Source organism: Stenotrophomonas sp. EMP41 (assembly GCF_047495535.1).
In the GTDB taxonomy this organism is placed as follows: Bacteria; Pseudomonadota; Gammaproteobacteria; order Xanthomonadales; family Xanthomonadaceae; genus Stenotrophomonas; species Stenotrophomonas sepilia.
Window position 1 is genome coordinate 2,492,884 of sequence record NZ_CP179923.1, and the last position, 24,509, is coordinate 2,517,392.

Consider the following 24,509-nt stretch of genomic DNA (forward strand, 5'->3'; position numbering starts at 1 on the left):
ATGGACATGCATCCGCTGCTGCAGGTCCTGTTCCAGTTCGCCTTCTACTACCCGATGGTGATGGCGTTCTTCTGGATGTCGGGCGGCCTCTATTACTACTATCGGCGCGAACGCCACTCGCGGCCGCGCAACGACCCTCCATTGATGGTCGATCCCCCCTTCGCGAGCCTGCTGGTGCCCTGCCACAACGAAGCAGACAACCTGGATGACACACTCACTGCGGCGCTGGCCCAGCGTTACCCCGCCGACTACGAAGTGATCGCCATCGATGATGGCAGCAGCGATGACACCGGCGCGCGGCTGGACGTGCTGGCGGCAAAGCACCCGCGGCTGCGCGTATTGCACCTGGACCGTAACCTGGGCAAGGCCAATGCGCTGCGCATGGGCGCACTGGCCGCTCGCTCGGAGTACCTGGTGTGCATCGACGGCGATGCAATGCTGGAGGAACATGCGCTGCACTGGATGGTCTGGCACCTGGTCAGCGGCAACCGGGTCGGTGCAGTCACCGGCAACCCGCGCATCCGCAACCGGTCCACCCTGCTCGGCCGCCTGCAGGTGGCCGAGTTTTCCTCGATCATCGGCATGATCAAGCGCGCGCAGCGCGTATACGGGCGCATCTTCACCATCTCCGGGGTGATCGCCGGCTTCCGCCGTACCGCCCTGCACCAGGTGGGCTGGTGGTCGGATGACATGGTGACCGAGGACATCGACATCAGCTGGCGCCTGCAACGCGCGCACTGGGACATCCGCTACGAACCCAACGCGCTGTGCTTCATCCTGATGCCGGAGACCCTCAAGGGCCTGTGGCGGCAGCGCCTGCGCTGGGCCCAGGGCGGCGTGGAGGTGATGCTGCGTCACGCGCGCTCGCTGCTGCACTGGAAAGAGCGGCGCATGTGGGGCGTGCTGCTGGAGTACGTGCTGAGCGTGATCTGGGCCTACACCATGTTGTTCATCGTGCTGCTGTGGGCACTGGGCAAGTTCATCGAGCTGCCGCCGCAGCTGCACATCGCCAGCCTGCTGCCGCAGTGGCATGGCGTGATCCTGGCGCTGGTCTGCCTGCTGCAGTTCGCCAGCAGCCTGATCATCGACCGGCGTTACGAAACACAGATTGGACGCAACTATTTCTGGGTCATCTGGTACCCGATGGCGTACTGGCTGATCAGCCTTTCCACCACCCTGGTGGCGCTGCCGAAGACACTGCTGCGCCGTCGCAGCAAGCGCGCCACCTGGACCAGCCCTGACCGGGGGATCCGATGAACGCGCAACGCCCGTCCAATCGCTTCGACTCACGGATGATCCGCAAGCCACACCGCCAGCCGCGCTTCCAGCGCACCGCCTGGGGATTCGTGACCCTGGCGTTCTGGGGCTTCTACTTCTACCTGTGGGCGCCCCTGGTGACCCTGTTCTCGTGGTTGGTTGGCGGCCAGCTGGCCTGGCAGCAGCTGTACGAACGGCAAAGCCAGTTCGATCCCTACGTGCTGGTGGCATTGCCGCTGATGCTGTTGTGCGCCAGCGTGCTGCTGATCGGCTGGGCCGAGTACAACCGTGCCCGCTTCCGTGGCCGCGAGCGCCGCCTGCCGCGGCCACTGGCCAGCCTCAACGAAGTGGCCGCCGATCTGGGGGCCAGCACCGGGCTGGCCGAACGCCTGATGGGCTGCAAGGCCGCCACGCTGCACATGGATGATCACGCACGCCCGGTCGGCATCCGCCGCGAGGTGGTGTAGCCCGACAGCCCGGTGGGTGCCGCCCCCCTGATCGGCGCTTGTGCCTGGTGGGTGCCGACCTTGGTCGGCACCGGGGTCTGCTGCGAAGAACATCCACGCATGGCGTGGATCCACTTATGTGCGCGTCTGTCCTTCGCCACGCACCACGAAACGTTCGACAGTGAGCGCTTCCAGACCCATCGGGCCATAGGCATGCAGGCGCGTGGTGGAAATGCCGATTTCGCTGCCCAGGCCCAGCTGGCCACCATCGGAGAAGCGCGATGAGGCATTGACCATCACCACCGCCGAACGCAGCGCAGTAACGAAACGCTCGGCATGGCCGGCGTCTGCGGTCGCGATCACTTCGGTGTGGTCGGAGGTATAGCGGCGGATGTGCGCGATGGCCGCATCGAGGTCGTCCACCACGCGCACGGCCAGCACAAGGTCGAGGAACTCGGCAGCGTAGTCCTCCTCGGTCGCCGCCGTGCTGCCCGGCAGCAGCGGCTGCGCCTGCGCATCGGCGCGCAACTGCACGCCACGCTGGCCGAGCGCCTGCGCCACGCGCGGCAGGAACGAATCGGCTACGTCACGGTGTACCAGCAGTGTCTCCAGCGAATTGCAGGCGGCTGGCCGGCTGCACTTGCCATCCACCAGCAGGTCGATGGCCTTGCCCAGGTCGGCGCTGGCGTCCACGAACAGATGGCAAACACCCTTGTAGTGCTTGATCACCGGTACCCGCGCATGCTCGGCAACGAAACGGATCAGGCCTTCGCCACCGCGCGGGATCGCCAGGTCGATCAGCTCATGCAGCTGCAGCAGTTCCAGCATCGCCTCACGGCGCAGGTCGGTCAGCACGGTCACGGCGGCCGGCGGTACGCCGTTGGCCTTCAACGCACCGGCGAGTGCCTGCGCGATCGCGGTGTTGGAGTGAATTGCCTCGGAACCACCGCGCAGGATCACGCCGTTACCCGCCTTCAGGCACAGCGCCGCGGCTTCGGCGGTCACGTTCGGGCGCGCCTCGTAGATCATCGCGATCACGCCCAGCGGCACGCGCACCTTCTGCACGCGGATGCCGTTCGGGCGCACGTCATCGCGGGTGACCTCGCCGACAGGATCTGGCAATCCGGCCACTTCGCGCACGGCTTCGGCCATCGCGAACAGGCGCGGCGGGTCCAGTGCCAGACGATCGAGCATGGCGCTGCCCACGCCCTTCGCGCGCGCGGCGGCGAGGTCACGTGCATTGCCGGCCAGGATCAACCCGGCATTCACTTCCAGCGCCTGTGCCATCGCCAGCAGCAGCGTGCATCGCGCCGCGCCGTCGAGGCCGGCAACGATCTGCGCCGCATCACGGCAGGCACGCGCCTGCGCTTCGATCTCGCTCATCGGGGTGTCCTTCAATCCGGTCATGGCAGCACCAGGTCGTCGCGATGGACGACGCTGCCGCCGTAGTTGTAGCCGAGCACGGCCTGGATGTCGCGCGAATGGTGGCCGGCAATCCGGCGTACGTCGTCGGCAGCATACTGGCTGACGCCGCGGGCCACGCAGACACGGCCCTGCGGCGCGTTCCAGCACACCTGTACCATGTCGCCGCGGCGGAACACGCCCTCTGCACCGGTGATGCCACCGGGCAGCAGCGAGGCGCCCTTCTCGCGCATCGCCTGTGCCGCACCGGCATCGATGACGATCACGCCCTCGGCCAGCGGTGCATGCCGCAGCCAGTGCTTGCGGGCGGCCTCGCGGCTGCGTGCGGCATGGATGCGGGTGCCGAACAGGCGGTCCTGCGCCAACGCGCGCACCACGTCACCGCTGCGGCCATTGAACAGATAGGTTTCGATGCCCAGGCGCCCGGCCTTCGCCGCCGCCTCCAGCTTGGTACGCATGCCGCCGGTACCGGCGCGCGAGCCGGCGCCGCCCGCCATCGCCAGCACCTCGTCACTCAGTTCCGGCACGTCGTGCAACGGCCGCGCATCGGCCACGGTGCGCGGGTCGGCGCTGTACAGGCCATCGATGTCGGTGGCGATGAACAGCGCATCGGCGTCGACCAGCGCCGCCACGGTAGCAGCCAGGTTGTCGTTGTCGCCGAGCTTGAGCTCATCCACCGACACGGTGTCGTTCTCGTTGACCACCGGCAATGCGCCCAGGCGCAACAGTTCACTCAACGTGGCGCGTGCATTGAGGTAGCGGCGGCGGTTGCGCAGGTCGTCATGGGTCAGCAGCACCTGCGCCACCGGGCGCTCGAAGAAGCGCTGCCAGAGCCCGATCAGCTGGGCCTGGCCAAGTGCCGCCAGGGCCTGCCGCGCCGCCATCGCTGCGCCCGGTTCATCGGCGCGCGGCAGGATCGCGCGCCCGGCAGCGACCGCGCCGGAGGAGACGATCACCACCTCGCGCCCAGCCAGGAGATTGGCCGAGACGAACTGGGCCAGGCCCAGCGCGTGGCGTGGCGACAGGCCGCCGCCATCAGCTGCCAGCAGGCTGCTGCCAACCTTGAGCACCGCACGCCGCCACGGCGGCAGCGCTTGTTCGGGGAACGGCGAGGCGACGTGGGCAGCGTGCTGGATCATCGGTCAGGCTCTCAGCGGGTGTTCCATTCGTGCACGGTCAGGTCGGAGGCCTGCATCGTCACCAGCGGGTCGGTGGCGACGATGGCCTGTGCCTGCGCCAGGCTGTCCACGTTGCACAGCACGTAGGCGCCACCGCTGCCATCGGCGAAGCCACCGGTCAGCTGCAGCTTGCCCTGCGCCTGCAACGCATCGAGGAAATCGCGATGCGGCTGCACCGCTGCATCGTTGAAGCCCGGCCGGCGCATCGCCAGCACCAGATACACCGTGGCCGCCATCAGGACAACGCCTGCCAGCGCGCGCGCAGTTCGTCCAGGCGCAGGTCAGCGGCCGCGCCCGGCGATACACGCGCGGCCAGGCTGCCCTCCGGCGTGCGTCCCTGCCCTGCACTGTCGGCACCGGCCGCAGCGGCCTTGTAGGCCTCGCGGAACGGTACGCCAGCCACGGCCGCCTCCACGGCGACGTCGGTGGCATACATGCCCGAATCAATCGCCGCGCGCAGCCTGTCGTCACGCCATTCCAGATTGGCCAGCAGCGCCGGCAGCAGTTCCAGCGCGGCCAGGCCACGGCCGAAGCCGTGGAAGATGGCACCCTTGGACGACTGCAGGTCGCGATGGTAGCCGGAAGGCAGCGACAGCAGCTGCTCGATCTCGGTGCGCGCGGCGGCGACGCTGGCGTGGGTGGCGCGCATCAGCTCGATCACATCCGGATTGCGCTTGTTGGGCATGATCGAACTGCCGGTGGTGTACTGCGCCGGCAGCGCGACGAAGCCGAACTCGGCGCTGGTGAACAGCGACAGGTCCCAGGCGATGCGGCGCAGGTCCAGCGTGGCGCCACCGAGCGCTTCCAGTGCAGCCAGCTCGAACTTGCCGCGCGACAGCTGTGCGTAGATCGGCGAGATCTGCATGCGCGCGAAACCGAGCGCCGCCGTGGTGTGCTCGCGGTCCAGCGGCAGGTTCACGCCGTAGCCGGCAGCGGTACCCAACGGATTGGCGTCGACCAGCGCATGGGTGTCGCGGGCGCGGATGGCGTTGTCGATGAAGGCCTCGGCCCAGCCGGCCCACCACATGCCGGCCGAAGACACCACGGCACGCTGGATGTGGGTGTAGCCGGGAATCGGCAGGTCCTTCTCGGCCTGCGCACGGTCCAGCGCGACCTTGGCCACCTCGGCGCTGAGCTGCGCCACGCGCTGCAGCTTCTCCTTCAGCCACAGGCGGGTGGCCACCAGGATCTGGTCGTTGCGGCTGCGGCCTGTGTGGATCTTGCGGCCGGCATCGCCGAGGCGTTCGGTCAGGCGTGCTTCGATGGCCGAGTGGCCATCTTCGTACTGCGTGTCCAGCACGAAGCGGCCTTCGCGGAAGTCCTGCGCCAGCACGTCCAGTTCGCGCAGCAGGCCGGCCAGCTCATCGGCGCTGAGGATGCCGATGTGCTGCAGGCCCTGCGCATGCGCGGCGCTGGCGGCAATGTCGTGCAGGAAGAACTCGCGGTCGAGGATCACATCGTCGCCGGCGAGAAAGGTCTGGATCTGGGCGTCGACGGCGACGCCGGGCTTCTGCCAAAGAAGGTCTGCCATGGGGGCTCCGGAAGGCGGGTTCAGTGCGGGATCGACGTCAGTTCGTCGATGCCCAGGGCGAGGTTGAGGTTCTGCATGGCCTGGGTGGCTGCGCCCTTCAGCAGGTTGTCCAGGGTTGCCACCACGACCACGCGCTTGCCGCCCGGCGCGAGCGTGAAGCCACCGACCTGGGCACCGTGGCGGCCGGCGATGCGGCTGACCCACGGCGCCTCGTCCACCACCTCGATCAGCGGTTCGCCGGCATAGGCCTGCTGGAAGCGTTCGACGATCTGCTCGCGGGTCTGCACGCGGTTCAGCCACAGGTTGGCGGTCAGCGTGATGCCCCGGAAGTGCGGCGCGACGTGCGGCATGAATTCCACGGCCACGCCCAGCTGCACCGACACCTCGCGCTCGTGCACGTGGTTGGTCAGCGCATACGGCATCAGATTGTCGGCCAGCAGTTCGACGTTGTTCTTGTCCGACGGCGTAGTACCGGCGCCGGAGTATCCGGACACACCGAAGCACTGCGGCGGACCGGCCAGCAGGTCCAGCAGCGGATGCACCGCCAGCTGCATCGCCGTGGCATAGCAGCCCGGGTTGCTGATGTGCGTCTGGCCGTTGTAGCGGCCGCGGGTCAGCTCCGGCAGGCCGTAGTACCAGCTGTTGTCGAAGCGGTAGTCGGCCGAGAGGTCGACGATGACGGTGTCCGCCTTCGCCGCCTCCAGCGCGGCCACGAACGGCGCGGCCAGGCCGTTGGGCAGGGCCAGGATCACCGCGTCCACCCCCTTGGCCGCCACTGCATCGGCGTCCAGGTTTTCGTACTGCAGCTCGCCCTGGAATTCCGGGTGGTGGTCGGACAGGCGCTGCCCGGCGCGCTCGCGCGAAGAGACGAAGGCCAGCTTCAGCCGCGGGTGGGCGGCCACCAGCTTGATCAGCTCGGCGCCGGTATGGCCGCGGGCACCGACGATGCCCAGGGTAAAAGTCGAATCGTTCATGCGTGACTGTCCAGGCGGTACTGCAGGTGGCGCTTCACGCCCTGCCATTCCGCATCGATGATGGAGAAGATGACGGTGTCCCGCGGCGTGCCATCGGCATGCCGCTTGTGGTTACGCAGCACGCCATCCTGCTTGGCGCCCAGGCGCGCGATCGCGGTGCGCGAGGTGACGTTGAACCAGCTGGTTTCCAGCACCACGCTGATGCAGCCCATGGCCTCGAAGGCGTGCTGCAGCAGCAACAGCTTGGCTTCGGTGTTGGCGCCGGTGCGCTGTACGCGCGGCGTGTACCAAGTGTAGCCGAGGCTGAGCCTGGGCACGCTGGCATCCATGTCGTAGAAGCGCGTACTGCCGATGATCTCACCCGCTGCATCGCGGATCACGAAGGGCAGCACCTTTCCTTCGGCCTGTGCCTGCAGCGCGGCCTGCACATAGGCCTCGGCCCGCTCCGGTGACGGCACCTGGGTGTACCAGAGCTGGTCCAGGCCACTGCCTTCGAGGGCAGCGCGCAGGCCGGGGACATGCTCAAGCTGAAGCGGCTGCAGCGTCACATGCTGGCCGCGCAGGGTAGGCACCGTATTCCAAGCGTCAAGATTGGTCATCGCTCAGCCCTGCAGGCTCGGTGCGCGCTGCGCGCAATGATCGACATAGGTCTTGATCCGGTCGATGCCATCGGCGCCGAACCAGAACACTTTCCAATGGTCCTGCTTGTAGCAGCCATCGGACTCGGCGTAGTAGAAGTGGTTGATCGGGTTGCCGTGGCGCGAGCGCCAGAACAGCTGCGGGGTCTCCTCCAGCATCACGTTCCAGACCGCACGCCCCAGGCCTTCACCCTGCGCGTCGTCGAGCACAGCGAACTTGTCCAGGTACACGCCTTCGGCCTCGTCGGTGAGGATCACCGCAGTGCGGTAGTTCTCGCTGACATAGGCGCGCAGCAGCTTGGTCTTTTCGAAGTAGTCCGGCACCAGGGTGCGGCCGAAGCTGGATTCGATCAGGCCCTTCAGCCGCGGCAGGTCAAGCTCGTTCCAGGCGGTGGCGCGCAGCACTTTCTCACCCTTGCGCACCAGCGTGCCCGAGCCCTTGTGGGTGAACAGTTCCTTGGCCAGGTCGGCCGGACGCGTGATCGACACCGACGACTCCAGCGGCAGGCGGTCGAGCAGGTCCTTGATCTGTTCGATCTTCACCTTCATGCCGCCGTGGATCCACGGCTGCGCGATCAGGTGATCGTATTCGGTGGACAGGTTGATCGAATCGATCACGTTGCCCGCCTCGTCCAGCAGGCCACCGGTGCCGGTCAGGAAGATGATCTTGTACGGCTGCAGTTCCTGCACCAGCTCGTTGGCGGCAAAGTCGGCGTTGACGTTGAGGATCTGGCCACCGGCGGTTTCACCCAGGCTGGTGATGACCGGGATCGAGCCGGCACGCAGGCTGGCCTCGATCGGTGCCAGGTTGACCTTCTTCACCTCGCCGACCAGGCCGTAGGTGTCCACGTCCAGGTACTCGGCCTCGAACACGCCACCGGTGATCGAGGTGGCACGTGCGCCGTTCTGCTGCAGCGCCTCGACCAGGCGCAGGTTGGACTGCTGGAACACCCGGCGCACGATCGCCAATGCTTCCGGCGACGTCACGCGCAGGCCGTTCACGGTCTGCTTCTCGATGCCGGCCGCCGACAGCTCGGCATCCAGCTGCGGGCCGGCGCCGTGCAGCACGATCGGGGTCAGCCCGACTTCCTGCAGGAACGACAGCGAAGAGGTCAGCGCGTCGAGATCGTCGCGCAGCACCGCGCCGCCGACCTTGACCACGGCGAAGCGCTTGGCATCCAGCTGCGAGAAGCGCTTGAGGTACTGGCTGATCTCCTTCGCGCTGGCCATGCTGGAAAGCAGGCGCACGATGGTCTGGCGGGTCTGGCGGTGGGGCTGGAGGGCAGGAGACATTTCGGTTTCGTCACAGGCGGCGGTCGCCGCGTTGCAGTTCCGCCACGCCCGGGGCATGGCGGCGTTGTGGGGTCGATCAGGCGCCGGCGGCGATGATCCGGTGCACGGCGTGGGTATAGCGCTGCAACTGGTCCAGCGTCACGAACTCATCGGCGGTGTGGGCCTGGGCGATGTCACCCGGGCCGAATACCAGTGTGGTGTAGCCAGCGGCCGAGAACAGCGACGCCTCGGTCCAGAAATCCACGGCATTGCCGATCGGCAGCTCCAGCGCATCGGCCACGTCGCGCGCCAGCAGGCGGCGGTTCTCAGCTTCGGCGATGTCACCGGCGGGCAGGCTGGGACCACGGAACGTCTCGGTGAACACGGCGGCTTCCGGCTCGGCGAAACCGGCGAAGGTCGCCAGCAGGCCATCGATGTCCATCGACGGCAGCGGGCGGAACCCGAAGCGCACCTCAGCAGCCGGTGCGATCATGTTGGCCTTGATACCGCCTTCGACGCGACCGATGTTGAAGCGCAGACCGGTCAGCCCACCGAAGCGGGCCGAGGCCAGCGATTCCACATGATCCAGCGCGCGATTGCCCCAGCGCATGGCCTGGTGCAATGCGCTGGCAGCCGCATCCTGCTTGCCCGACGCATGGCCGGCACGGCCGGCGAACTGCATCAGCACCGAACTGATGCCACGGTGCGCCAGCACCGCTTCGCTCATGGTCGGTTCGGCAACGAGTACGGCTTCATACGGCAGGCCACGCGCCAGGAATGCAGCGATGCAGCGCGGGTCGTTGGCTTCCTCGTCGCTGGAGAACAGGAACGCGGCATCGCCATCGCTGGCATTGGCCGCCGCCACCAGCGCAGCGGCGGCGCCCTTGATGTCACACACGCCCAGGCCGACCACGCGGTCGTCCAGGCGGCGCATCACATGCGGATCGGCACTCCAGTGCGGCGAGTCCGGCACGGTATCCAGGTGCACGTTGAACAGGTACTTCGGCGTCCCACGCACGGCGTACAGGCTGACCGCACCGGCGCCATGGTCGATCACCTCGACGTTGAAGCCGGGCAGGTTCGCGCGCAGGTAATCGAAGATGCCACCGGTGGTGATCGCACGCGGCGGGTTGCGGGTGTCGAAGGACACCAGCGCCTGCAGGTGATCGAGCGTCTGTTCAAGCATGTGTCTGAATATCCGTAGGGTTCGAAATCGGTAGTGCCGGCCGCTGGCCGGCTGCGCAATGATCCAGCCGTGCCACGAGCCGGCCAGCGGCCGGCACTACCGTCACAGGTCAACCGCGGTTGACCTGCGCGTAAACGGTGGAGCTCATGCCGAACAGCTTGATGAAGCCTTCGGCCTCCTCCACGCCCCAGTCGGCCGACTGCGCGTAGGTGGCACCCTTGGTGTTGAGCAGGTGCGGCGACTTCACCGCCACCGCGTCGACGCGGCCACCGCGGGTTTCCAGCACCACTTCGCCGTTGACCTTGGCCTGCGAGGACTTCAGGAACGCTTCGATGTCGGTCTTCAGCGGGTCGTGGTAGAAGCCTTCGTACACCAGCTCCACCCACTTGCGTGCCACGTCCGGCTTGAAGCGGTTCTGCTGCTTGGTCAGCACCGCATCTTCCAGCGCGCGGTGCGCGGCCAGCAGCGAGACCAGGCCCGGGGCCTCGAACACGATGCGACCCTTCAGGCCGATCACGGTGTCGCCGGTGTAGACGCCGCGGCCAACACCGTACGGGGCAAACAGCTTGTTGAGCTGGGCCAGGATCTGGTCGCCCGGCAGCGCCTTGCCGTTCAGTTCAACCGCTTCGCCTTCAACGAACTTCAGGGTGACGGTCAGCGCCTGCTCCGGCCACTCGCTGCGCGGTGCGCACCAGCCACGGGCGCCCTCGCCCGGGGCTTCCCAACGGTCGATCTCGCCGCCGGACATGGTCACGCCCAGCAGGTTCTCGTTGATGGTGTAGGCCTGCTGCTTGGCGCGCACGCCGAAGCCACGCGCTTCCAGGTACTTCTGCTCGTAGGCGCGGGTCTGGGTGTGTTCCTTCTGGATCTCGCGGATCGGCGCGATGATCTGGTAGTCGCCCAGTGCTTTCACGGCCAGGTCGAAGCGGACCTGGTCGTTGCCCATGCCGGTGCAGCCGTGGGCGATGATGTTGGTACCCAGCTCGGCAGCACGCTTCAGCGCGGCATCGACGATCAGGTAGCGGTCCGAGACCAGCAGCGGGTACTGGCCCTGGTAGCCTTCGCCGGCCCACACGAACGGCTTGACGAAGCCTTCCCAGATGGCCGGGCCACCATTGACGGTGACATGGCTGGTCACGCCCAGCTCGGCGGCACGCTTCTCGATGAAATCGCGCTCCTCATCATCCACGCCGCCGGTGTCGGCGAACACGGTGTGCACGTTGTAGCCGCGCTCCTGCAGGTAGGGCACGCAGAAGCTGGTATCCAGGCCGCCGGAGAAGGCGAGAACGACGTCTTTGTTGCTCATGGGGGTCAGGTCCAATCAGGTTATGTAGAGTCGAGCCATGCTCGACTGATGCTCGATCAAGAAAATCAGCGCCCGGCAACCGCGGCCATGATCGCCTTCTGCACGTGCAGGCGGTTCTCGGCTTCGTTGATGGCGATGCACTGCGGCGAATCCATCACCGCATCGGTGGCTTTCACGTTGCGGCGCAGCGGGAGGCAGTGGCTGAACACACCGTTGTTGGTCAGCGCCATCTTGCGTTCGTCGACGATGAAGTGCTTGAACTGATCGCGGATCGGCTTTTCCGGTTCCCAGTTGCCGAAGAACGGCAGCGCGCCCCAGCTCTTGGCGTAGACCACGTCGGCGCCGGCATAGGCGCTGTCGATGTCATGGCTGATCTTCAGCGAACCACCGCTCTCGGCCACGTTCTGCTCGGCCCAGCCCATGTAGCGGTCGTCGAGGATGTAGTCGGCGGTCGGGCACAGCAGGGTCACGTCCATGCCCATGCGGGTGGCGATGGTCAGCGCCGAATTGGCCACGGCGGTGTTCAGCGGCTTGGGGTGGTAGGTCCAGGTCAGCACGTACTTCTTGCCACGCAGGTCCTGGGTGCCGAAGTGCTCCTGCAGGGCCATGATGTGGGCCAGCTCCTGGCACGGGTGGGTGATGGTCTCCATGTTGATGACCGGCACCGGCGAGTACCTGGCGAAGCTGTTGAGGACGATGTCCTGGCGGTCGTAGGCCCAGTCGATGAACTTGGGAAACGCGCGCACGGCGATGATGTCGCAGTAGCGGCCCAGCACCTTGGCCACTTCAGCGATGTGCTCTTCGGTGTCGCCGTCCATCACCGTGCCGAGGTTGAACTCGATCGGCCACGCGTCCTTGCCCGGCTGCAGCACCACCGCGTGGGCGCCGAGCTGGAATGCGCCGAGCTCGAAGCTGGTGCGGGTGCGCATGGACGGGTTGAAGAACACCAGCGCGATCGACTTGCCCTTGAGCTGGTCGCCGAGCTTGTTGCGCTTGAACAGCGCGGCCTGGGTGAGCAGCGCGTCGAGATCGCTGCGGCTCCAGTCCTGGGTGTTCAGGAAGTGCTTGGGGGACATCATCTTTCCTTGCGAGGCGGCGCCGGGTTCGACGCGGTGGAAGGGAAAACAGGAAGCAAAGGTGAAACGAAAAGGTTGCAGTTGCAGCTTTCAGGACATGCATTCTTGAAGCGCGAAAACGAAAAAACCCAGCCGGCGGGCTGGGTTTTTTTCGGACGAACAGCAAAAAGCTCCGGTTACCCAGCGAGAATGTGGGGTTCCGGTCGACGCGCACGCGAGGTCATGCCAGACGCCTGTCGGGCTGCGCTGCTGTCGTGCTGGAAGTCGGTGAGCTTCATGGTCAACCATCTTTGCATGCGGCCGGGGCCGGCGCAAGGGGTTGGGGGCGCAGAATCAGGGATTGCCGGCCGAACCCTGCTCGGGGCCGACCCAGGGCGTGATCGACACCCGGATCTTGAGCCGGTTGCCGGGGTCTTCCGGCAGCCGCGAGCGGTACTTGGTGCCCTTGTAGACGTAATCCACGTCGTAGGCGATGGGCCGGCGGAATTCACGCCCCACCGGCACGATGCGGCAGTCGCGGGTCAGCATGGGGCCGTTGTTGGCCGGCGCCGGGGCCGGCGACTCGGTTCCGACCTCCTCAACGGCCTCCTCGTCGCTGCGCTTGAACATCGAGCGCACCGAATCCCAGAAGCGGCTGATCCGGCCCTTGTCCTCGACCGGCTCCTCGCCGGTCACGTTCACCGGGGCCAGGGTCCGGGTCGACACCGGCTCGCAGTGCTCCTCGGTACGGGTCGCGCGCAGGGTCTGGAACACCGGCTCGACGTTCAGCACCTGGGCGTAGTCGAACTTCACGTTCTCCACGATCACCACCCGGTTGCGGGGCTCGGCCTCCTGGGCCAGCACCACGGCGGGCAGCGCCGACAGGCAGGCCAGGGTCAGCAACGCGGTGGATTTCATTGGCGACGGGAGCAAGGACACGGCAATAGTGTAGGCAGTGGCGAGCGCAAGGGGCTGAACATTACCCGTCCACGCCGCTCCTGCCCACCCCACCCTGGACGGACCCGGCGTCCACCGGTGGCAGCCAGTGCCCCCAAAGGGGTCCGACACGTTCTAAAATCACAGGCTTGTCCCCCAGCCACAGCCCCATGACCCTGCGCCTGCACAACAACCTGACTCGCCAGCTCGAACCGTTCACTCCGCTCGACCCGGCCTGTCCGACCCTGTATGTGTGCGGCCCCACGGTCTACAACTACGTGCACATCGGCAACGCCCGTGGCCCGGTGGTGTTCGGGGTGCTGGCCGATCTGCTGCGGCGCCGTTTCGGCGCGCTGCGCTACGCCCGCAACATCACCGACGTGGACGACAAGATCAACACCGCCGCGCGCGAGCAGGGCGTGCCGATCAGCACCATCACCGGCAAGTTCGCCGCCGCCTACCGTGAAGACATGGCCGCGCTGGGCGTGGTGCCGCCGGACATCGAGCCGGAGGTGACCGCGCACATTCCGCAGATCATCACCATGATCGAGCAGCTGATCGCCAATGGTCATGCCTACGCCGCCGAGGGTCACGTGCTGTTCGCGGTGGCCAGCTTCGACGGCTACGGCAAGCTCTCGCGCCGCGACCCCGACGAAATGCTGGCCGGCGCCCGCGTCGACGTGGCCCCGTACAAGCGCGACCCGGGTGATTTCGTGCTGTGGAAGCCGTCCAGCGACGACCTGCCCGGCTGGGAATCGCCCTGGGGCCGTGGCCGCCCGGGCTGGCACATCGAGTGCTCGGCGATGGCGGCGGCTCACCTGGGTGAGACCATCGACATCCATGCCGGCGGCGTCGACCTGCAGTTCCCGCACCACGAGAACGAGCTTGCGCAGAGCGAATGCGCCCACGGCGGCAAGATCTTCGCCCGCTTCTGGCTGCACAACGGCATGCTCAACTTCGGCGGCGCCAAGATGAGCAAGTCGCTGGGCAACATCGAGCGCGTGCACGACCTGGTGCGCCAGCATCCGCCGGAAGCGCTGCGCCTGGCCCTGCTGTCGGCCCACTACCGGCAGCCACTGGACTGGTCTGATGCGCTGATCGAACAATCGGTGCGCACCCTGGACCGCCTGTACGGCACCCTGCGCGAACTGGCGTCGATCGAGGCCACGGCAGTGATCCCCGCCAGCGTCGAAGCGACCCTGGACGACGATCTCAACACACCCCAGGCGCTGGCCGAAGTGGCCCGCATCGCCGCCGACGCGCGTCGTGCCACCGACCCGGCCGAACAGGCGCGGCTGAAGGGCGAGCTGCTCGGTGCGGGCCTGGTGCTGGGCCTGCTGCAGGCCGACCCGGCGCAGTGGTTCGGCACCGCAGCGGGCGACGAGGACGACGATGCCCGCGTCCAGGGCCTGATCGACGAGCGCGCCGCGGCCAAGAAGGCACGCGACTTCGCCCGTGCCGACGCCATCCGCGACCAGCTGGCCGCCGAAGGTATCGTGCTGGATGACACCCCGCAGGGCGTTCGCTGGTCGCGCAAGCGCAGCTGACCTGCCCTGCCCCGTGGCCGGTCCGCCGGCCACGCCCCACCGTAGAGACTGTTGTGACCGACTCCCCGTTCCCGCTTGAACCCACCGCCGCCGAGGCCCAGGCCGCCATCGCCGAGGAATTCGGCTTCTTCGGCGACTGGTCCGAGCGCTACCAGTACCTGATCGACCTCGGCCGCAAGCTGCCGCCCTTCCCGGAAGAATGGAAGACCGAAGAGCATCGCCTGCTCGGCTGCCAGTCGATGGTCTGGATCGTGCCCGAAGGCAACGCGCAGTCGCTGCGCTTCCATGCCATCAGCGATTCGGCGATTGTCTCCGGCCTGATCTTCCTGGCCCTGCGCGTGTACTCCGGGCGCTCGGCGCAGGAGATTCTGGCCACCGAACCGAGCTACATCCAGGACATCGGCCTGGCCCGCCACCTCTCGCCCACCCGCAGCAATGGTGTGGCGGCGATGCTGGCCTTCATCCGTGAGACGGCGCAGGCGCAGCTGCAGCGCGACCCGCCGTGAGCGAACCCGCCACAGCCGAAGACAGTGCACTGGGCCTGCTGTCCCGCCCCGGTTTCGCCAGGCTGCTGGCCTACCGCATCTTCGCGATGCTGTCCTACCAGGTGGTCGCGGTCACCGTCGGCTGGCACATCTACGAAGTCACCCGAAATCCGTTCTCGCTGGGCCTGATCGGCCTGGCCGAGGTCGTGCCGTTCTTCTGCGTGGCTCCGTTCGCCGGTTACCTGGTGGATCACCTGCCGCGCCGTCGGCTGGGCATGGTCGCCTGTTGCGGGCTGATCGCCACTGCACTGGTATTGACCAGCGTTGCCATGGGCTGGCTGCCGATTGACGGCGTGTGGCCGATCTATGCGGCCATCGCGCTGACCGGCATGGTCCGCGCCTTCCTGTCGCCGATCTACAACGCCTTGTTCGCCCGCGTGCTGGCCCGTGACCAGTTTGCCCGTGGCGCCGGCCTGGGCGCGGTGGTGTTCCAGGCCGGCATGATCGCCGGCCCGGCACTGGGTGGCGTGCTGGTCGGCGTCGGTGGCAAGGGCCTGTCCTACGCAGTGGCCACCGCTTTCGCGCTGGTGGCCATGGCCTGCCTGGCCACGCTGAAGGTGGAAGAACCGGTGCATACCGGTCCGGCCGCCCCGATCTTCAAGAGCATCGCTGAAGGCGCGCGCTTCGTGGTCGGCAACCGGATCATGGTCGGCGCGATGGCGCTGGACATGTTCTCGGTGCTGCTGGGCGGCGTGGTGGCGATGCTGCCGGCATTCCTGCACGAGATCCTGCACCACGGCCCGGAAGGCCTCGGCATCCTGCGCGCGATGCCGGCGCTGGGCTCGGTGTGCGTGGGCCTGTGGCTGGCGCGCCACCCGCTGCACCGCAATGCCGGCCGCGTGCTGCTGTTTGCGGTCGCCGGCTTCGGCCTGTGCGTGATCAGCTTCGGGTTGTCGCAGCACTTCTGGCTGTCGGCGCTGATCCTGCTGTTCTACGGCGCGTTCGATGGCGTCTCGGTGGTGATCCGCTCGACCATCCTGCAGTTGGCCACGCCGGAAGAAATGCGCGGACGGGTGTCGTCGATCAACGGCATCTTCATCAGTTCGTCCAACGAGCTGGGCGCGTTCTATGCCGGCACGATGGCCCGTCTGCTGGGGCTGGTGCCTGCAGTGGTGCTGGGTGGGTTTGCAGTGCTGAGCGTGGCCGGGATCACCGCGTGGAAGAACCCGACGCTGCGGAAACTGAATTTGCGTGATCTGCAGTGACCCCGCGGAGAGCGCGTTCGGCGGCGCCGGGCGTTTGACTGGCCACGTCACTTTCCCTCGATGAATGGGTTTGTCACTTTCTTTGCGCGCGCAAAGAAAGTAACCAAAGAAACGCGCCGCCATCCGCGAGCCGGTGCTGCGCACCGGTGCCCTGCGCTCCTCGGTGAATTAGGGGACGGCGCCGAACTCGCTGCGCTCAAACAGCGGCGCCTCTTCGCCCCCGATTCCCCTGCGGTGCTCGGCTCGCTACAAGGCGGACCCAAGTCAACGGCCACAACTGCCCGTGCCAGCCACGATCGCGCACCAACGATCCCCCAACAAAAAACCCGGCCGAGGCCGGGTTTTTCGCATGACCAGACAACGAACTGGAATCAGTCGCCCTGCTGCTTCTGCAGGTGCTCCCAACGCTCCTGGGCGTCGATGGTGCGTTCGGCGGTCAGGCGCGCCTCCAGGCGCTCCAGGCCGATTTCTTCGCCGGTGTCGACGCAGTACCCGTAGTCGCCGGCTTCCAGGCGCTTCAGGGTGCTGTCGATCTTGCCGATCAGCTTGCGGTAGCGGTCGCGGGTACGCAGTTCCAGCGAGTTCTCGGTCTCGCGGGTCGCACGCTCGGCTTCGTCGCCGATGTCACGCACTTCCTCGCGCAGGTTCTCGATGGTCTGCTTGGACTCTTCCACCAGGTCCGCGCGCCAGTTCTGCAGGCGCTGGCGGAAATACTCCTGCTGCAGCGGGCTCATGTATTCCTCTTCCGAGGACGGCTTGTAGCCAGCCGGCAGGATCGGGCGGCCAGTGGCCTCGTCGGTCTTGTACTCGACCACCTTGTACTTGCTGCGCGGGGCCGGTGCTGCCGAGCGGGCGGCGACGGCCACGGCAACCTTGCCGACAGGGCGCGACACGGTCTTCGGGGCGGAATCGGATTTCACGGCGGTTTTGGCAGGCGATTTCGAAACGGGCACGGGATTCTTGGATTGCGGGGCCTTCGAAGCGACAGGAGCGGCGGCCGGGGCCGGCGTTGAGGCCGGTTGGGCTGCCGCCACTGCCACGGTCTTGGCCGGGACAGGCTTGGCCGGAGCCGGCTTGGCAGCAGGCTTCGGTGCGGACTTCACTACTGGCGCCGGGGTCGGCTTTGCGGCCGGCGCGGCAACGTTCTTGGCAACCTTCTTTACAGCGGCAGGCGTGGCGGCCGGTTTAGCCGCAGCGACCTTCTTTGCCACGGGCTTGGCGACCGGCTTGGCTGCAGCCTTCTTCACCACCGCCTTCGGCGCTGGCTTGGCGGCGGCCTTCTTGGCCACCGGCTTGGCGGCGGCTTTCTTCACCGGCGCCTTCTTGCTGGCAGCGGCTGGCTTGGCCTTGGCGGGCGCAGCGGCCTTCTTCGCCACCGGCTTGGTTGCCTTGACCGGCGTTTTCTTTGCGGTGGCCTTCCTGGCCGCCGGTTGCGAGGACGCTGCCTTGGTCGCCGGCTTGCTGGCCGGCTTCTTGGCAACGGGCTTTGCCGCCAACTTCTTCACAACAGGCTTGGCGGTTTTCTTGGCGGCCGTTGCGGCCTTCTTTGCAGTTTTTTTAGCAGCCACGAAACGCTCTTCCTTGGATTCCCCGGGGCCCGGGAAAGCGGGCCTTTATAGCCTACCCGACCCGCAGCAGCAACCTCGGCACCCTGCTCCATTCAGTCCTGGAGCCAAGGCGCCCAATGGGCAGTCCGACGAACACGGACCGCCTTGCGCGGTACGGAACCTGGCCAGCACCCGACGGTGCTGGTACCGGTCGCAGGCCATCGGCGACATGCGACCAACGCCCCATCCTGCACAAATGCGGCCTTCATGCCAACTGGCATAAGATGACTGGGTGATCTCGCGCCTGCTCATTGCCCTGCTGCGCTTCTACAAGCGCTTCATCAGCCCCCTGCTGGGGCCGCGCTGCCGTTTCGTGCCGAGCTGTTCTGAATACGCGATGGATGCCATCTCCCGGCACGGGCCGCTGCGCGGCAGCTGGCTGGCTGCGCGCAGGCTGGGCCGTTGCCATCCGTTCCACCCCGGCGGCTTCGATCCGGTGCCCGAATCCACCCACGCCCCCTCTTGCCGTTGCACAGGAAAACACTGACATGTCCTCCACCCTCATCACCAACGCCCGGATGGTCAACGAAGGCCGCACCTTCGACGGCGACCTGCGCATCGAGAACGGCCGCATTGCGCAGATCGGCGCCGGGCTGGCGCCGCGCAACGGCGAGCAGGTGGTGGACGCGGCCGGGCGCTGGCTGCTGCCCGGCATGATCGATGACCAGGTGCACTTCCGCGAACCGGGCCTGACCCACAAGGGCGACATCGCCAGCGAATCGGCGGCCGCCGTGGCCGGTGGCCTGACCAGCTTCATGGACATGCCCAACACCAACCCGCCGACGCTGGATTCAACCATCCTGGAAGCCAAGTACGAGCTCGCGCGCGGCCGCGCCTGGGCCAACTACGGCTTCTACCACGGCGCCAGCAATGACAACCTGGACGCGATCCGTGCGCTGGACCCGAAGAAAGCCCCGGGCGTGAAGGTGTTCATGGGTGCTTCGACCGGCAACATGCTGGTCGACAACCCGGAAACGCTGGACGCGATCTTCCGCGAATGCCCGACCCCGATCATCACGCACTGCGAAGACACGCCGATGATCGATGCCAACCTCAAGGCCTTCCAGGAAAAGTACGGCGATGCGCTGACCCCGGACATGCACCCGGACATCCGTTCGCGCGAAGCCTGCATCAAGTCGACCCGCCTGGCGATGTCGCTGGCACGCAAGCACGGCACCCGCCTGCACGTACTGCACATCTCCACCGCCGACGAGCTGGCGCTGTTCGAGAAGGGCCCGCTGATCCGCGCCGATGGCAGCCGCAAGCAGATCACCGCCGAAACCTGCGTGCACTTCCTGCACTTCGCGCGCCCGGACTACGCGACCAAGGGCAACCTGATCAAGTGCAACCCGGCGATCAAGGAAGTGTCCGACCGCGAGGCAATCACCGCTGCGCTGGCCGATGACGTGCTGGACGTGCTGGCCACTGACCACGCGCCGCACACCTGGGAGGAGAAGCAGAAGCCCTACGCGCAGGCGCCGTCGGGCCTGCCGCTGGTGCAGTACGCGCTGGTGGCCGCGCTGGAGCGGGTGCACGAAGGCAAGCTGACCCGCGAGCAGGTGGTGCAGAAATTCGCACATGCGCCGGCGCAGCTGTTCGACGTGGAAGAACGCGGCTTCCTGCGCGAAGGCTATTTTGCCGACCTGGTGCTGGTGGAGGACGTGCCGTTCACCGTCAAGCGCGAGGACGTGCTGTCCAAGTGCGGCTGGTCGCCGTTTGAAGGCACCACCTTCCGTTCCCGCGTGGCGTCCACCTGGGTCAACGGCCAGCTGGTGTGGGACGGCAGCAAGCTGGTGGGTGAACCCGCCGGCCAGCGCATGACCTACGACCGCTGATGCGTTCGGCACTGATGATCGGGGCGCTGCTGCTGGCCGCGCCCCTGTTTTCCTCTTCCCCGGCGCAGGCGCAGGACGGCATCGGCAGCCTGATCGACAGCCGCGTGGTGTTCCCGGCCAGTGCGTCGCAGGGCGCGCTGGTGATCGGCAAGGTGCCCGCCGGCAGTCGCGTGCAGTACGCCGGCCGCCAGCTGCGGGTGAGCGGCTACGGCAGCGTGGTGTTCGGCATCGGCCGCGACGAAAAGGGTCCGCTGCGGGTACAGGTGCAACGCCCCGATGGTGGCAGCGAGACGGCGACCATTGCGGTAACGCCGCGCGACTGGCCCACCGAGCGGGTCAATGGGGTGCCACCGAAGACGGTCAATCCGCCGGCGGCGATTGCCGAGCGGATCAAGCGCGAACAGGCGCAGGTGACCGCCGCACGTGCCCGCGATGACGACCGCACCGACTTCACCCAGACCTTCATCTGGCCGGTACAGGGCCGCATCAGCGGCCGCTTCGGCAATGCGCGCGTCTACAACGGGCAGCCGGGAGCCGGTCACTCCGGCATGGACATCGCGGTGCCGACCGGCACCCCGGTGAAGGCGCCGGCGGCCGGCATCGTGACCTTCGCTGGCCCGGACCTGTACCTGACCGGTGGCACGCTGCTGCTCGACCACGGCTTCGGGGTCAGTTCCAACTTCCTGCATCTGTCGCGCATCGACGTAAAAGTTGGCGACCGTGTGGAGCAGGGCCAGGTGATCGCTGCCGTCGGCGCCACCGGCCGTGCCACCGGCCCGCACCTGCACTGGGGCATGAACTGGTTCGACACCCGCATCGACCCGTTGCTGGTGCTGGAGCGCAAATAACGGTAGTGCCGGCCGCTGGCCGGCAACCGCACGAATTCTGCAGTGCCCGAGCTGCCGGCCAGCGGCCGGCGGCCGGCACTACCAGGCAGTTGGATCAGCCGCGCGCGGCCCACCACACGCGCAGCAACGTGCGCACCGGGGTGGCTTCGATTGGCTTGCCTGCGGCCTGCGCGGCAACGCGGGCGCGCGCCAGGCTCGACCACACGCGCCGCGGGCGCGGGCCGGGCACGCGGGTACCCCACCCCTTCAACAGATGCTGCGCCCAGCGCTGCGCGGCAGTGCTGGCATCACCGTCCAACAGGCTGCGCGGCACACCGGCCACGCCGGCGTCCTGCAGGCGCTGGGCCAGGGTCTGCAGCTGCACCGCACGACCGGCGCCGGTGCGCGGCTTGTCGGCAAACAAGGCCGCTTCCACTGCGGCCACGGCCTCGGCGTAATTGGCCAGCGCACGCTCGGCACCGGCTGCATCCAGCGCAACGGTACGCGCTTCAACGAGGTCCGGCAGCGCTTCGGCCAATTGCACCCACGGCGCACGCACCGGCTCCAGCAGACGGCCCAGTGGATGGCGCGAACGATGCCCTGCCCAGCTGCGCAGTTCCTCGCCCCACCACGCCAGCTTGGCATCGGCCGGCAGCGGATCGCCGCTGGTATTGAGCATGTCGTCGAACTCCTGCAGCAGCGCAAACCACGCCACTGCGAGCTCGCGTTGCGGTTCGGCCACGAACGGGGCGGCCACCGACCATTCCGGCCAACGGCTGCGCCACTTGTCGAGGAAACTGTCCAGCGCGGTACTGCTCACTACGGGATTCCTTACGGCTGGGCCGGGGCTGCCGGCCGGGTCGGCCAGAGACTGGCCAGTTGCAGAAGTTCGGCGTTCTCGACCAGCACGTCGGCCTGCCAGGCCAGCGGATCGTCGCTGTGCAGGCGGTAGCCCCACAGCGCCGCGACCGACGGCATCGCGGCGGCACGTGCAGCGATGATGTCGCGCTCGTCATCGCCCACGTACACGCAGTCTTCGGCGGCCATTCCGACGGCTCGCGCGGCGTGCAGCAGCGGCAGCGGATGCGGCTTGCGCTCGGCCAGGCTGTCACCGCCGACCAGCACCGCGCAGCGCTGCTGCCAGCCGTGCTGCGGCAAGATCAGGCGCGCCAGGTACTCCGGCTTGTTGGTGACGATGCCCCACACCGTACCGGCCTCATCCAGCGCGGCGAGCATGCCGGCCACGCCGTCGAACAGCACTGCGTGCTGGCCGATCAACGCTTCATAGCGCTGCAGGAATTCCGGGATCAGTGCATCGCGCGCAGCGGCATCCAGGTCCGGGAAGGCGGCCGAGACCATCGCCCGCGAGCCCTTCGACACCACCGGGCGCAGTGCGGCCGGATCGATGGGTGCACGACCCCGCTCGGCCAGCATCGCATTGCAGGTGGCGACGAAGTCCGGTGCGCTGTCCAGCAACGTGCCATCCAGGTCGAACAGCACCGCACGCGGGAAGCGGGCGGAGGTCATGCCGGCTTGACCGCGTAGGCCAGGTAGTTGATGTCGGTGCGGCTGCTCAGGCGGGCATGGTTGCGCCACGGCTCGTAGGCCATGCCGCTGACATCCACCAGCTGCAGGTCGGCCTCGCGCAGCCAGCGCGCCAGTTCGGCCGGCTTGATGAATTCCTGGTAGTGGTGGGTGCCCCTGGGCAGCAGCCGCGCCACGTACTCGGCGCCGACAATCGCCACCGCGAAGGCGGCCGCGGTGCGGTTGATGGTCGACAGGAACAGGTGGCCGCCCGGCTTCAGCAGGCGCTTGCAGGCGTCGATGATCGCGCCCGGGTCCGGCACGTGCTCAAGCATTTCCATGCAGGTGACCACATCGAAACTGCCCGGCTGCTCGGCGGCCAGATCCTCGGCGGCCTGCACGCGGTAGTCGACCTTGGCGCCGCTTTCCAGCGCATGCAGGCGCGCGACCTTGACCAGCTCCGGGGCCAGGTCGATGGCGGTGACGTCGGCACCGGCCTGCGCCAGCGCTTCGCTCAGCAGCCCGCCACCGCAGCCGATGTCGAGCACGCGCGCGCCACGCAACGGCACGCGGTCGGCCACGTACTTCAGGCGCACCGGGTTCAGCGCATGCAGCGGCTTCTGCGGGCCGTCAGCGTCCCACCAGCGGTTGGCCAGCGCGGCGAACTTGTCCAGCTCGGCCTGATCGAAATTGGAGGAAGCGTGAGGGGCAGTCATGAGGGGTCCTTGCGGCGCCAGGGATCAGGCGCGGATATGACGGATGCGCTCGCGCCACTGGCGCGCGTTGGCGATGATGCCCGGCAGGTCCATGCCGACCAGCTCGCGCTGCACCAGCTTCGGCTTGCCGGCGATCCAGACGTCGCTGACCTGCTGGCGGCCGGTGGCATACACCAGCTGCGACAGCACGTTGTGCAGCGGCTGGGTTTCCAGCGCCGACAGGTCGACGCAGACCAGGTCGGCCTGCTTGCCGACTTCGATCGAACCGATGCGGTCACCGAAGCCCAGCGCGCGTGCGCCGCCCAGCGTGGACGCGCGCAGCGTGGTCGCCGCGTCGAGCGCGGTGGCATCATCGGCCACGGCCTTGGCCAGGATCGCTGCGGTACGGTTCTCGCTGAACATGTCCAGGTCGTTGTTGCTGGCGCAGCCGTCGGTGCCGATCGCCAGGTTCACTCCGGCACGCTGCAGGGCGCAGGCGGGGCAGAAACCGGAGGCCAGCTTCAGGTTCGATTCCGGGCAGTGCACCACGCTGACGCCGCGTTCGGCGCACAGGTGGATTTCCGCATCGGTCAGCTGGGTCATGTGCACCGCGATCAGGCGGTCGTTGACCAGGCCGAGCCGATCCAGCCGCGCCAGCGGGCGCTGGCCGTGCAGCTTGATCGAATCGTTGATCTCCTGCGCGGTCTCGTGGGTGTGCAGGTGCACCTGCATGTCGAGCTGGTCGGACAGCATCCGCACCCGCTCGAAGTTGGCATCGTTGACCGTGTACGGCGCATGCGGCGCGAACGCGGTGCCGATCAGCGGATCGGTGCGCCACTGGTCGTGCAGTTCACCGGCCTTGGCGAAGTACTCGTCGTCGGTCCTGGCCCAGGCGGTGGGGAAATCGATGATGACCGCGCCAACCAGCGCGCGGAAACCGTGCTTCTTGTAGACCGCGGCCTGCACGTCGCCGAAGAAGTAGTTCTCGTTGGCACAGGTGGTGCCGCCGCGCAGCATCTCGGCGATGGCCAGGGTGGTGCCGTCGGCGACGAACTCGGGACCGATCACCGCCGCTTCCACCGGCCAGATGTGCTGCTGCAGCCAGGTCATCAGCGGCAGGTCGTCGGCGACGCCGCGCAGCAGGGTCATCGGGTTGTGCGTATGCGCGTTGACCAGGCCCGGCATCAGCGCCGACTCGGGGCGGCTGACCACCTGCGCGGCACGGAAGCGTGCGCGCGCCTCGGCACGCGGCAGGATGGCCACGATCTCGCTGCCACGCACGGCAACGGCATGGTCTTCCAGCACCACCGCATGCGGCTCGATCGGAACGACATGACCGGCTTCGATGAGCAGGTCGCAAGCTTCGGGGAGGTGCGGGCTATCGCTCATGCGGGCTCACTGGCTGTGGGGCGGCGAGATACTTCTGGGGAACACGCCCCTGAGTCAGGGGCTGCCGCGAAGCGGCGGGGTCTGGAGACCCGTGAAGCGGGGCCCATGATCTGCCGAAGCAGATCATGGGAGCG

General features: G+C 67.4%; 24 protein-coding genes. 8 read left to right on the forward strand and 16 right to left on the reverse strand.

Annotated features, from left to right (window positions below):
* Together pgaC and pgaD are read left to right on the forward strand one after the other, a co-directional pair.
* Nucleotides 1-1,257 (forward strand): poly-beta-1,6-N-acetyl-D-glucosamine synthase, encoded by a 1,257-nt coding sequence (gene pgaC / locus ACMGRF_RS11485; protein WP_099495874.1) that lies wholly within the window; start codon nt 1-3, stop codon nt 1,255-1,257.
* A complete protein-coding gene (gene pgaD / locus ACMGRF_RS11490; RefSeq protein ID WP_005417686.1) occupies nt 1,254-1,724 on the forward strand; it encodes a poly-beta-1,6-N-acetyl-D-glucosamine biosynthesis protein PgaD in 471 nt (156 codons plus the stop codon). Before pgaC ends, pgaD begins: the two co-directional genes overlap by 4 nt.
* 114 nt (nt 1,725-1,838) lie before the next feature.
* On the opposite strand, the gene ACMGRF_RS11495 is transcribed toward pgaD, so the two are convergent.
* The 11 genes from ACMGRF_RS11495 to ACMGRF_RS11545 all read right to left on the reverse strand — a co-directional run bounded on the left by ACMGRF_RS11495 (nt 1,839) and on the right by ACMGRF_RS11545 (nt 13,183).
* Nucleotides 1,839-3,110, reverse strand: a complete 1,272-nt coding sequence (locus ACMGRF_RS11495) for a glutamate-5-semialdehyde dehydrogenase (RefSeq protein ID WP_099487284.1) — start codon at nt 3,108-3,110, stop codon at nt 1,839-1,841.
* On the reverse strand, nt 3,107-4,264 hold the full coding sequence (proB, locus tag ACMGRF_RS11500; protein ID WP_049412630.1) for a glutamate 5-kinase: 1,158 nt from the start codon (nt 4,262-4,264) through the stop codon (nt 3,107-3,109). The genes ACMGRF_RS11495 and proB overlap by 4 nt, the downstream gene beginning before the upstream one ends.
* 11 nt (nt 4,265-4,275) lie before the next feature.
* A complete protein-coding gene (locus tag ACMGRF_RS11505; protein WP_049412632.1) occupies nt 4,276-4,539 on the reverse strand; it encodes a YciI family protein in 264 nt (87 codons plus the stop codon).
* Nucleotides 4,539-5,834 carry an argininosuccinate lyase gene (gene argH, locus ACMGRF_RS11510; protein WP_049412634.1) on the reverse strand — a complete coding sequence of 432 codons (1,296 nt, stop codon included), beginning with the start codon at nt 5,832-5,834 and terminating at the stop codon, nt 4,539-4,541. Before argH ends, ACMGRF_RS11505 begins: the two co-directional genes overlap by 1 nt.
* Before the next feature lie 20 nt (nt 5,835-5,854).
* Entirely contained in the window at nt 5,855-6,808 is a 954-nt protein-coding gene (gene argC, locus ACMGRF_RS11515; protein ID WP_049412636.1) for an N-acetyl-gamma-glutamyl-phosphate reductase, read from the reverse strand.
* Nucleotides 6,805-7,407 carry a GNAT family N-acetyltransferase gene (locus ACMGRF_RS11520; protein WP_049412639.1) on the reverse strand — a complete coding sequence of 201 codons (603 nt, stop codon included), beginning with the start codon at nt 7,405-7,407 and terminating at the stop codon, nt 6,805-6,807. The genes argC and ACMGRF_RS11520 overlap by 4 nt, the downstream gene beginning before the upstream one ends.
* Nucleotides 7,408-7,410: 3 nt before the next feature.
* Complete coding sequence (locus ACMGRF_RS11525) at nt 7,411-8,739, reverse strand: acetylglutamate kinase (protein WP_099487286.1); 1,329 nt, start codon at nt 8,737-8,739, stop codon at nt 7,411-7,413.
* A gap of 76 nt (nt 8,740-8,815) precedes the next feature.
* The gene (locus ACMGRF_RS11530; RefSeq protein WP_049412643.1) at nt 8,816-9,904 is read right to left on the reverse strand and encodes an acetylornithine deacetylase; all 1,089 of its coding nucleotides are present in this window, start codon (nt 9,902-9,904) and stop codon (nt 8,816-8,818) included.
* A 109-nt stretch (nt 9,905-10,013) separates the two neighbouring features.
* Nucleotides 10,014-11,210: an argininosuccinate synthase gene (locus tag ACMGRF_RS11535; RefSeq protein WP_049412645.1), complete on the reverse strand. Its 1,197-nt coding sequence runs from the start codon at nt 11,208-11,210 to the stop codon at nt 10,014-10,016.
* Between the two features lie 65 nt (nt 11,211-11,275).
* Complete coding sequence (locus ACMGRF_RS11540) at nt 11,276-12,286, reverse strand: N-acetylornithine carbamoyltransferase (protein WP_049412647.1); 1,011 nt, start codon at nt 12,284-12,286, stop codon at nt 11,276-11,278.
* 333 nt (nt 12,287-12,619) lie between these two features.
* Nucleotides 12,620-13,183, reverse strand: a complete 564-nt coding sequence (locus ACMGRF_RS11545) for a hypothetical protein (RefSeq protein ID WP_049412649.1) — start codon at nt 13,181-13,183, stop codon at nt 12,620-12,622.
* A gap of 188 nt (nt 13,184-13,371) precedes the next feature.
* Here ACMGRF_RS11545 and cysS point away from each other — a divergent pair, with 188 nt between their 5' ends.
* The 3 genes from cysS to ACMGRF_RS11560 are packed head-to-tail and all read left to right on the forward strand — an operon-like array spanning nt 13,372 to nt 16,498.
* Complete coding sequence (cysS, locus tag ACMGRF_RS11550) at nt 13,372-14,748, forward strand: cysteine--tRNA ligase (protein WP_049440384.1); 1,377 nt, start codon at nt 13,372-13,374, stop codon at nt 14,746-14,748.
* Nucleotides 14,749-14,801: 53 nt separating this feature from the next.
* Nucleotides 14,802-15,254, forward strand: a complete 453-nt coding sequence (locus tag ACMGRF_RS11555; RefSeq protein ID WP_049412655.1) for a SufE family protein — start codon at nt 14,802-14,804, stop codon at nt 15,252-15,254.
* A complete protein-coding gene (locus ACMGRF_RS11560; RefSeq protein WP_049412656.1) occupies nt 15,251-16,498 on the forward strand; it encodes an MFS transporter in 1,248 nt (415 codons plus the stop codon). The genes ACMGRF_RS11555 and ACMGRF_RS11560 overlap by 4 nt, the downstream gene beginning before the upstream one ends.
* Nucleotides 16,499-16,869: 371 nt before the next feature.
* Here ACMGRF_RS11560 and dksA read toward each other — a convergent pair whose 3' ends face one another.
* Nucleotides 16,870-18,066, reverse strand: a complete 1,197-nt coding sequence (gene dksA / locus ACMGRF_RS11565; protein ID WP_414485229.1) for an RNA polymerase-binding protein DksA — start codon at nt 18,064-18,066, stop codon at nt 16,870-16,872.
* A gap of 271 nt (nt 18,067-18,337) precedes the next feature.
* On the opposite strand from dksA, the gene yidD reads away from it, so the two are divergent.
* From yidD to ACMGRF_RS11580, 3 genes are read left to right on the forward strand one after another with little or no spacing between them, the layout of a single operon-like run.
* Nucleotides 18,338-18,592 (forward strand): membrane protein insertion efficiency factor YidD, encoded by a 255-nt coding sequence (gene yidD / locus ACMGRF_RS11570; RefSeq protein WP_005417723.1) that lies wholly within the window; start codon nt 18,338-18,340, stop codon nt 18,590-18,592.
* Nucleotide 18,593: 1 nt separating this feature from the next.
* A complete protein-coding gene (locus ACMGRF_RS11575) occupies nt 18,594-19,940 on the forward strand; it encodes a dihydroorotase (protein ID WP_049440389.1) in 1,347 nt (448 codons plus the stop codon).
* A complete protein-coding gene (locus ACMGRF_RS11580) occupies nt 19,940-20,788 on the forward strand; it encodes a M23 family metallopeptidase (RefSeq protein WP_005417727.1) in 849 nt (282 codons plus the stop codon). Before ACMGRF_RS11575 ends, ACMGRF_RS11580 begins: the two co-directional genes overlap by 1 nt.
* 94 nt (nt 20,789-20,882) lie before the next feature.
* Here ACMGRF_RS11580 and ACMGRF_RS11585 read toward each other — a convergent pair whose 3' ends face one another.
* The 4 genes from ACMGRF_RS11585 to ACMGRF_RS11600 are packed head-to-tail and all read right to left on the reverse strand — an operon-like array spanning nt 20,883 to nt 24,375.
* The gene (locus ACMGRF_RS11585) at nt 20,883-21,587 is read right to left on the reverse strand and encodes a squalene/phytoene synthase family protein (protein WP_164283465.1); all 705 of its coding nucleotides are present in this window, start codon (nt 21,585-21,587) and stop codon (nt 20,883-20,885) included.
* 11 nt (nt 21,588-21,598) lie between these two features.
* Nucleotides 21,599-22,294, reverse strand: coding sequence for a phosphoglycolate phosphatase (locus tag ACMGRF_RS11590; protein ID WP_049412665.1), 696 nt, complete (start codon nt 22,292-22,294; stop codon nt 21,599-21,601).
* Nucleotides 22,291-23,007 carry a bifunctional 2-polyprenyl-6-hydroxyphenol methylase/3-demethylubiquinol 3-O-methyltransferase UbiG gene (ubiG, locus tag ACMGRF_RS11595; RefSeq protein WP_049412667.1) on the reverse strand — a complete coding sequence of 239 codons (717 nt, stop codon included), beginning with the start codon at nt 23,005-23,007 and terminating at the stop codon, nt 22,291-22,293. Before ubiG ends, ACMGRF_RS11590 begins: the two co-directional genes overlap by 4 nt.
* Before the next feature lie 24 nt (nt 23,008-23,031).
* On the reverse strand, nt 23,032-24,375 hold the full coding sequence (locus ACMGRF_RS11600) for a TRZ/ATZ family hydrolase (protein WP_049412668.1): 1,344 nt from the start codon (nt 24,373-24,375) through the stop codon (nt 23,032-23,034).
* Nucleotides 24,376-24,509 lie beyond the last annotated feature (134 nt).

Excerpts from the sequence above, each read along its gene's own strand:
- ACMGRF_RS11590 (WP_049412665.1), bottom strand. The coding sequence starts at position 22,294 with ATGACCTCCGCCCGCTTCCCGCGTGCGGTGCTGTTCGACCTGGATGGC.
- ACMGRF_RS11520 (WP_049412639.1), bottom strand. The coding sequence starts at position 7,407 with ATGACCAATCTTGACGCTTGGAATACGGTGCCTACCCTGCGCGGCCAG.
- pgaC (WP_099495874.1), top strand. The coding sequence starts at position 1 with ATGGACATGCATCCGCTGCTGCAGGTCCTGTTCCAGTTCGCCTTCTAC.
- ACMGRF_RS11580 (WP_005417727.1), top strand. The coding sequence starts at position 19,940 with ATGCGTTCGGCACTGATGATCGGGGCGCTGCTGCTGGCCGCGCCCCTG.
- argH (WP_049412634.1), bottom strand. The coding sequence starts at position 5,834 with ATGGCAGACCTTCTTTGGCAGAAGCCCGGCGTCGCCGTCGACGCCCAG.
- pgaD (WP_005417686.1), top strand. The coding sequence starts at position 1,254 with ATGAACGCGCAACGCCCGTCCAATCGCTTCGACTCACGGATGATCCGC.
- ACMGRF_RS11575 (WP_049440389.1), top strand. The coding sequence starts at position 18,594 with ATGTCCTCCACCCTCATCACCAACGCCCGGATGGTCAACGAAGGCCGC.
- ACMGRF_RS11495 (WP_099487284.1), bottom strand. The coding sequence starts at position 3,110 with ATGACCGGATTGAAGGACACCCCGATGAGCGAGATCGAAGCGCAGGCG.
- ACMGRF_RS11525 (WP_099487286.1), bottom strand. The coding sequence starts at position 8,739 with ATGTCTCCTGCCCTCCAGCCCCACCGCCAGACCCGCCAGACCATCGTG.
- argC (WP_049412636.1), bottom strand. The coding sequence starts at position 6,808 with ATGAACGATTCGACTTTTACCCTGGGCATCGTCGGTGCCCGCGGCCAT.
- ACMGRF_RS11535 (WP_049412645.1), bottom strand. The coding sequence starts at position 11,210 with ATGAGCAACAAAGACGTCGTTCTCGCCTTCTCCGGCGGCCTGGATACC.
- ACMGRF_RS11545 (WP_049412649.1), bottom strand. The coding sequence starts at position 13,183 with ATGAAATCCACCGCGTTGCTGACCCTGGCCTGCCTGTCGGCGCTGCCC.
- ACMGRF_RS11540 (WP_049412647.1), bottom strand. The coding sequence starts at position 12,286 with ATGTCCCCCAAGCACTTCCTGAACACCCAGGACTGGAGCCGCAGCGAT.
- ubiG (WP_049412667.1), bottom strand. The coding sequence starts at position 23,007 with ATGACTGCCCCTCACGCTTCCTCCAATTTCGATCAGGCCGAGCTGGAC.
- proB (WP_049412630.1), bottom strand. The coding sequence starts at position 4,264 with ATGATCCAGCACGCTGCCCACGTCGCCTCGCCGTTCCCCGAACAAGCG.
- ACMGRF_RS11600 (WP_049412668.1), bottom strand. The coding sequence starts at position 24,375 with ATGAGCGATAGCCCGCACCTCCCCGAAGCTTGCGACCTGCTCATCGAA.
- ACMGRF_RS11530 (WP_049412643.1), bottom strand. The coding sequence starts at position 9,904 with ATGCTTGAACAGACGCTCGATCACCTGCAGGCGCTGGTGTCCTTCGAC.
- cysS (WP_049440384.1), top strand. The coding sequence starts at position 13,372 with ATGACCCTGCGCCTGCACAACAACCTGACTCGCCAGCTCGAACCGTTC.
- ACMGRF_RS11505 (WP_049412632.1), bottom strand. The coding sequence starts at position 4,539 with ATGGCGGCCACGGTGTATCTGGTGCTGGCGATGCGCCGGCCGGGCTTC.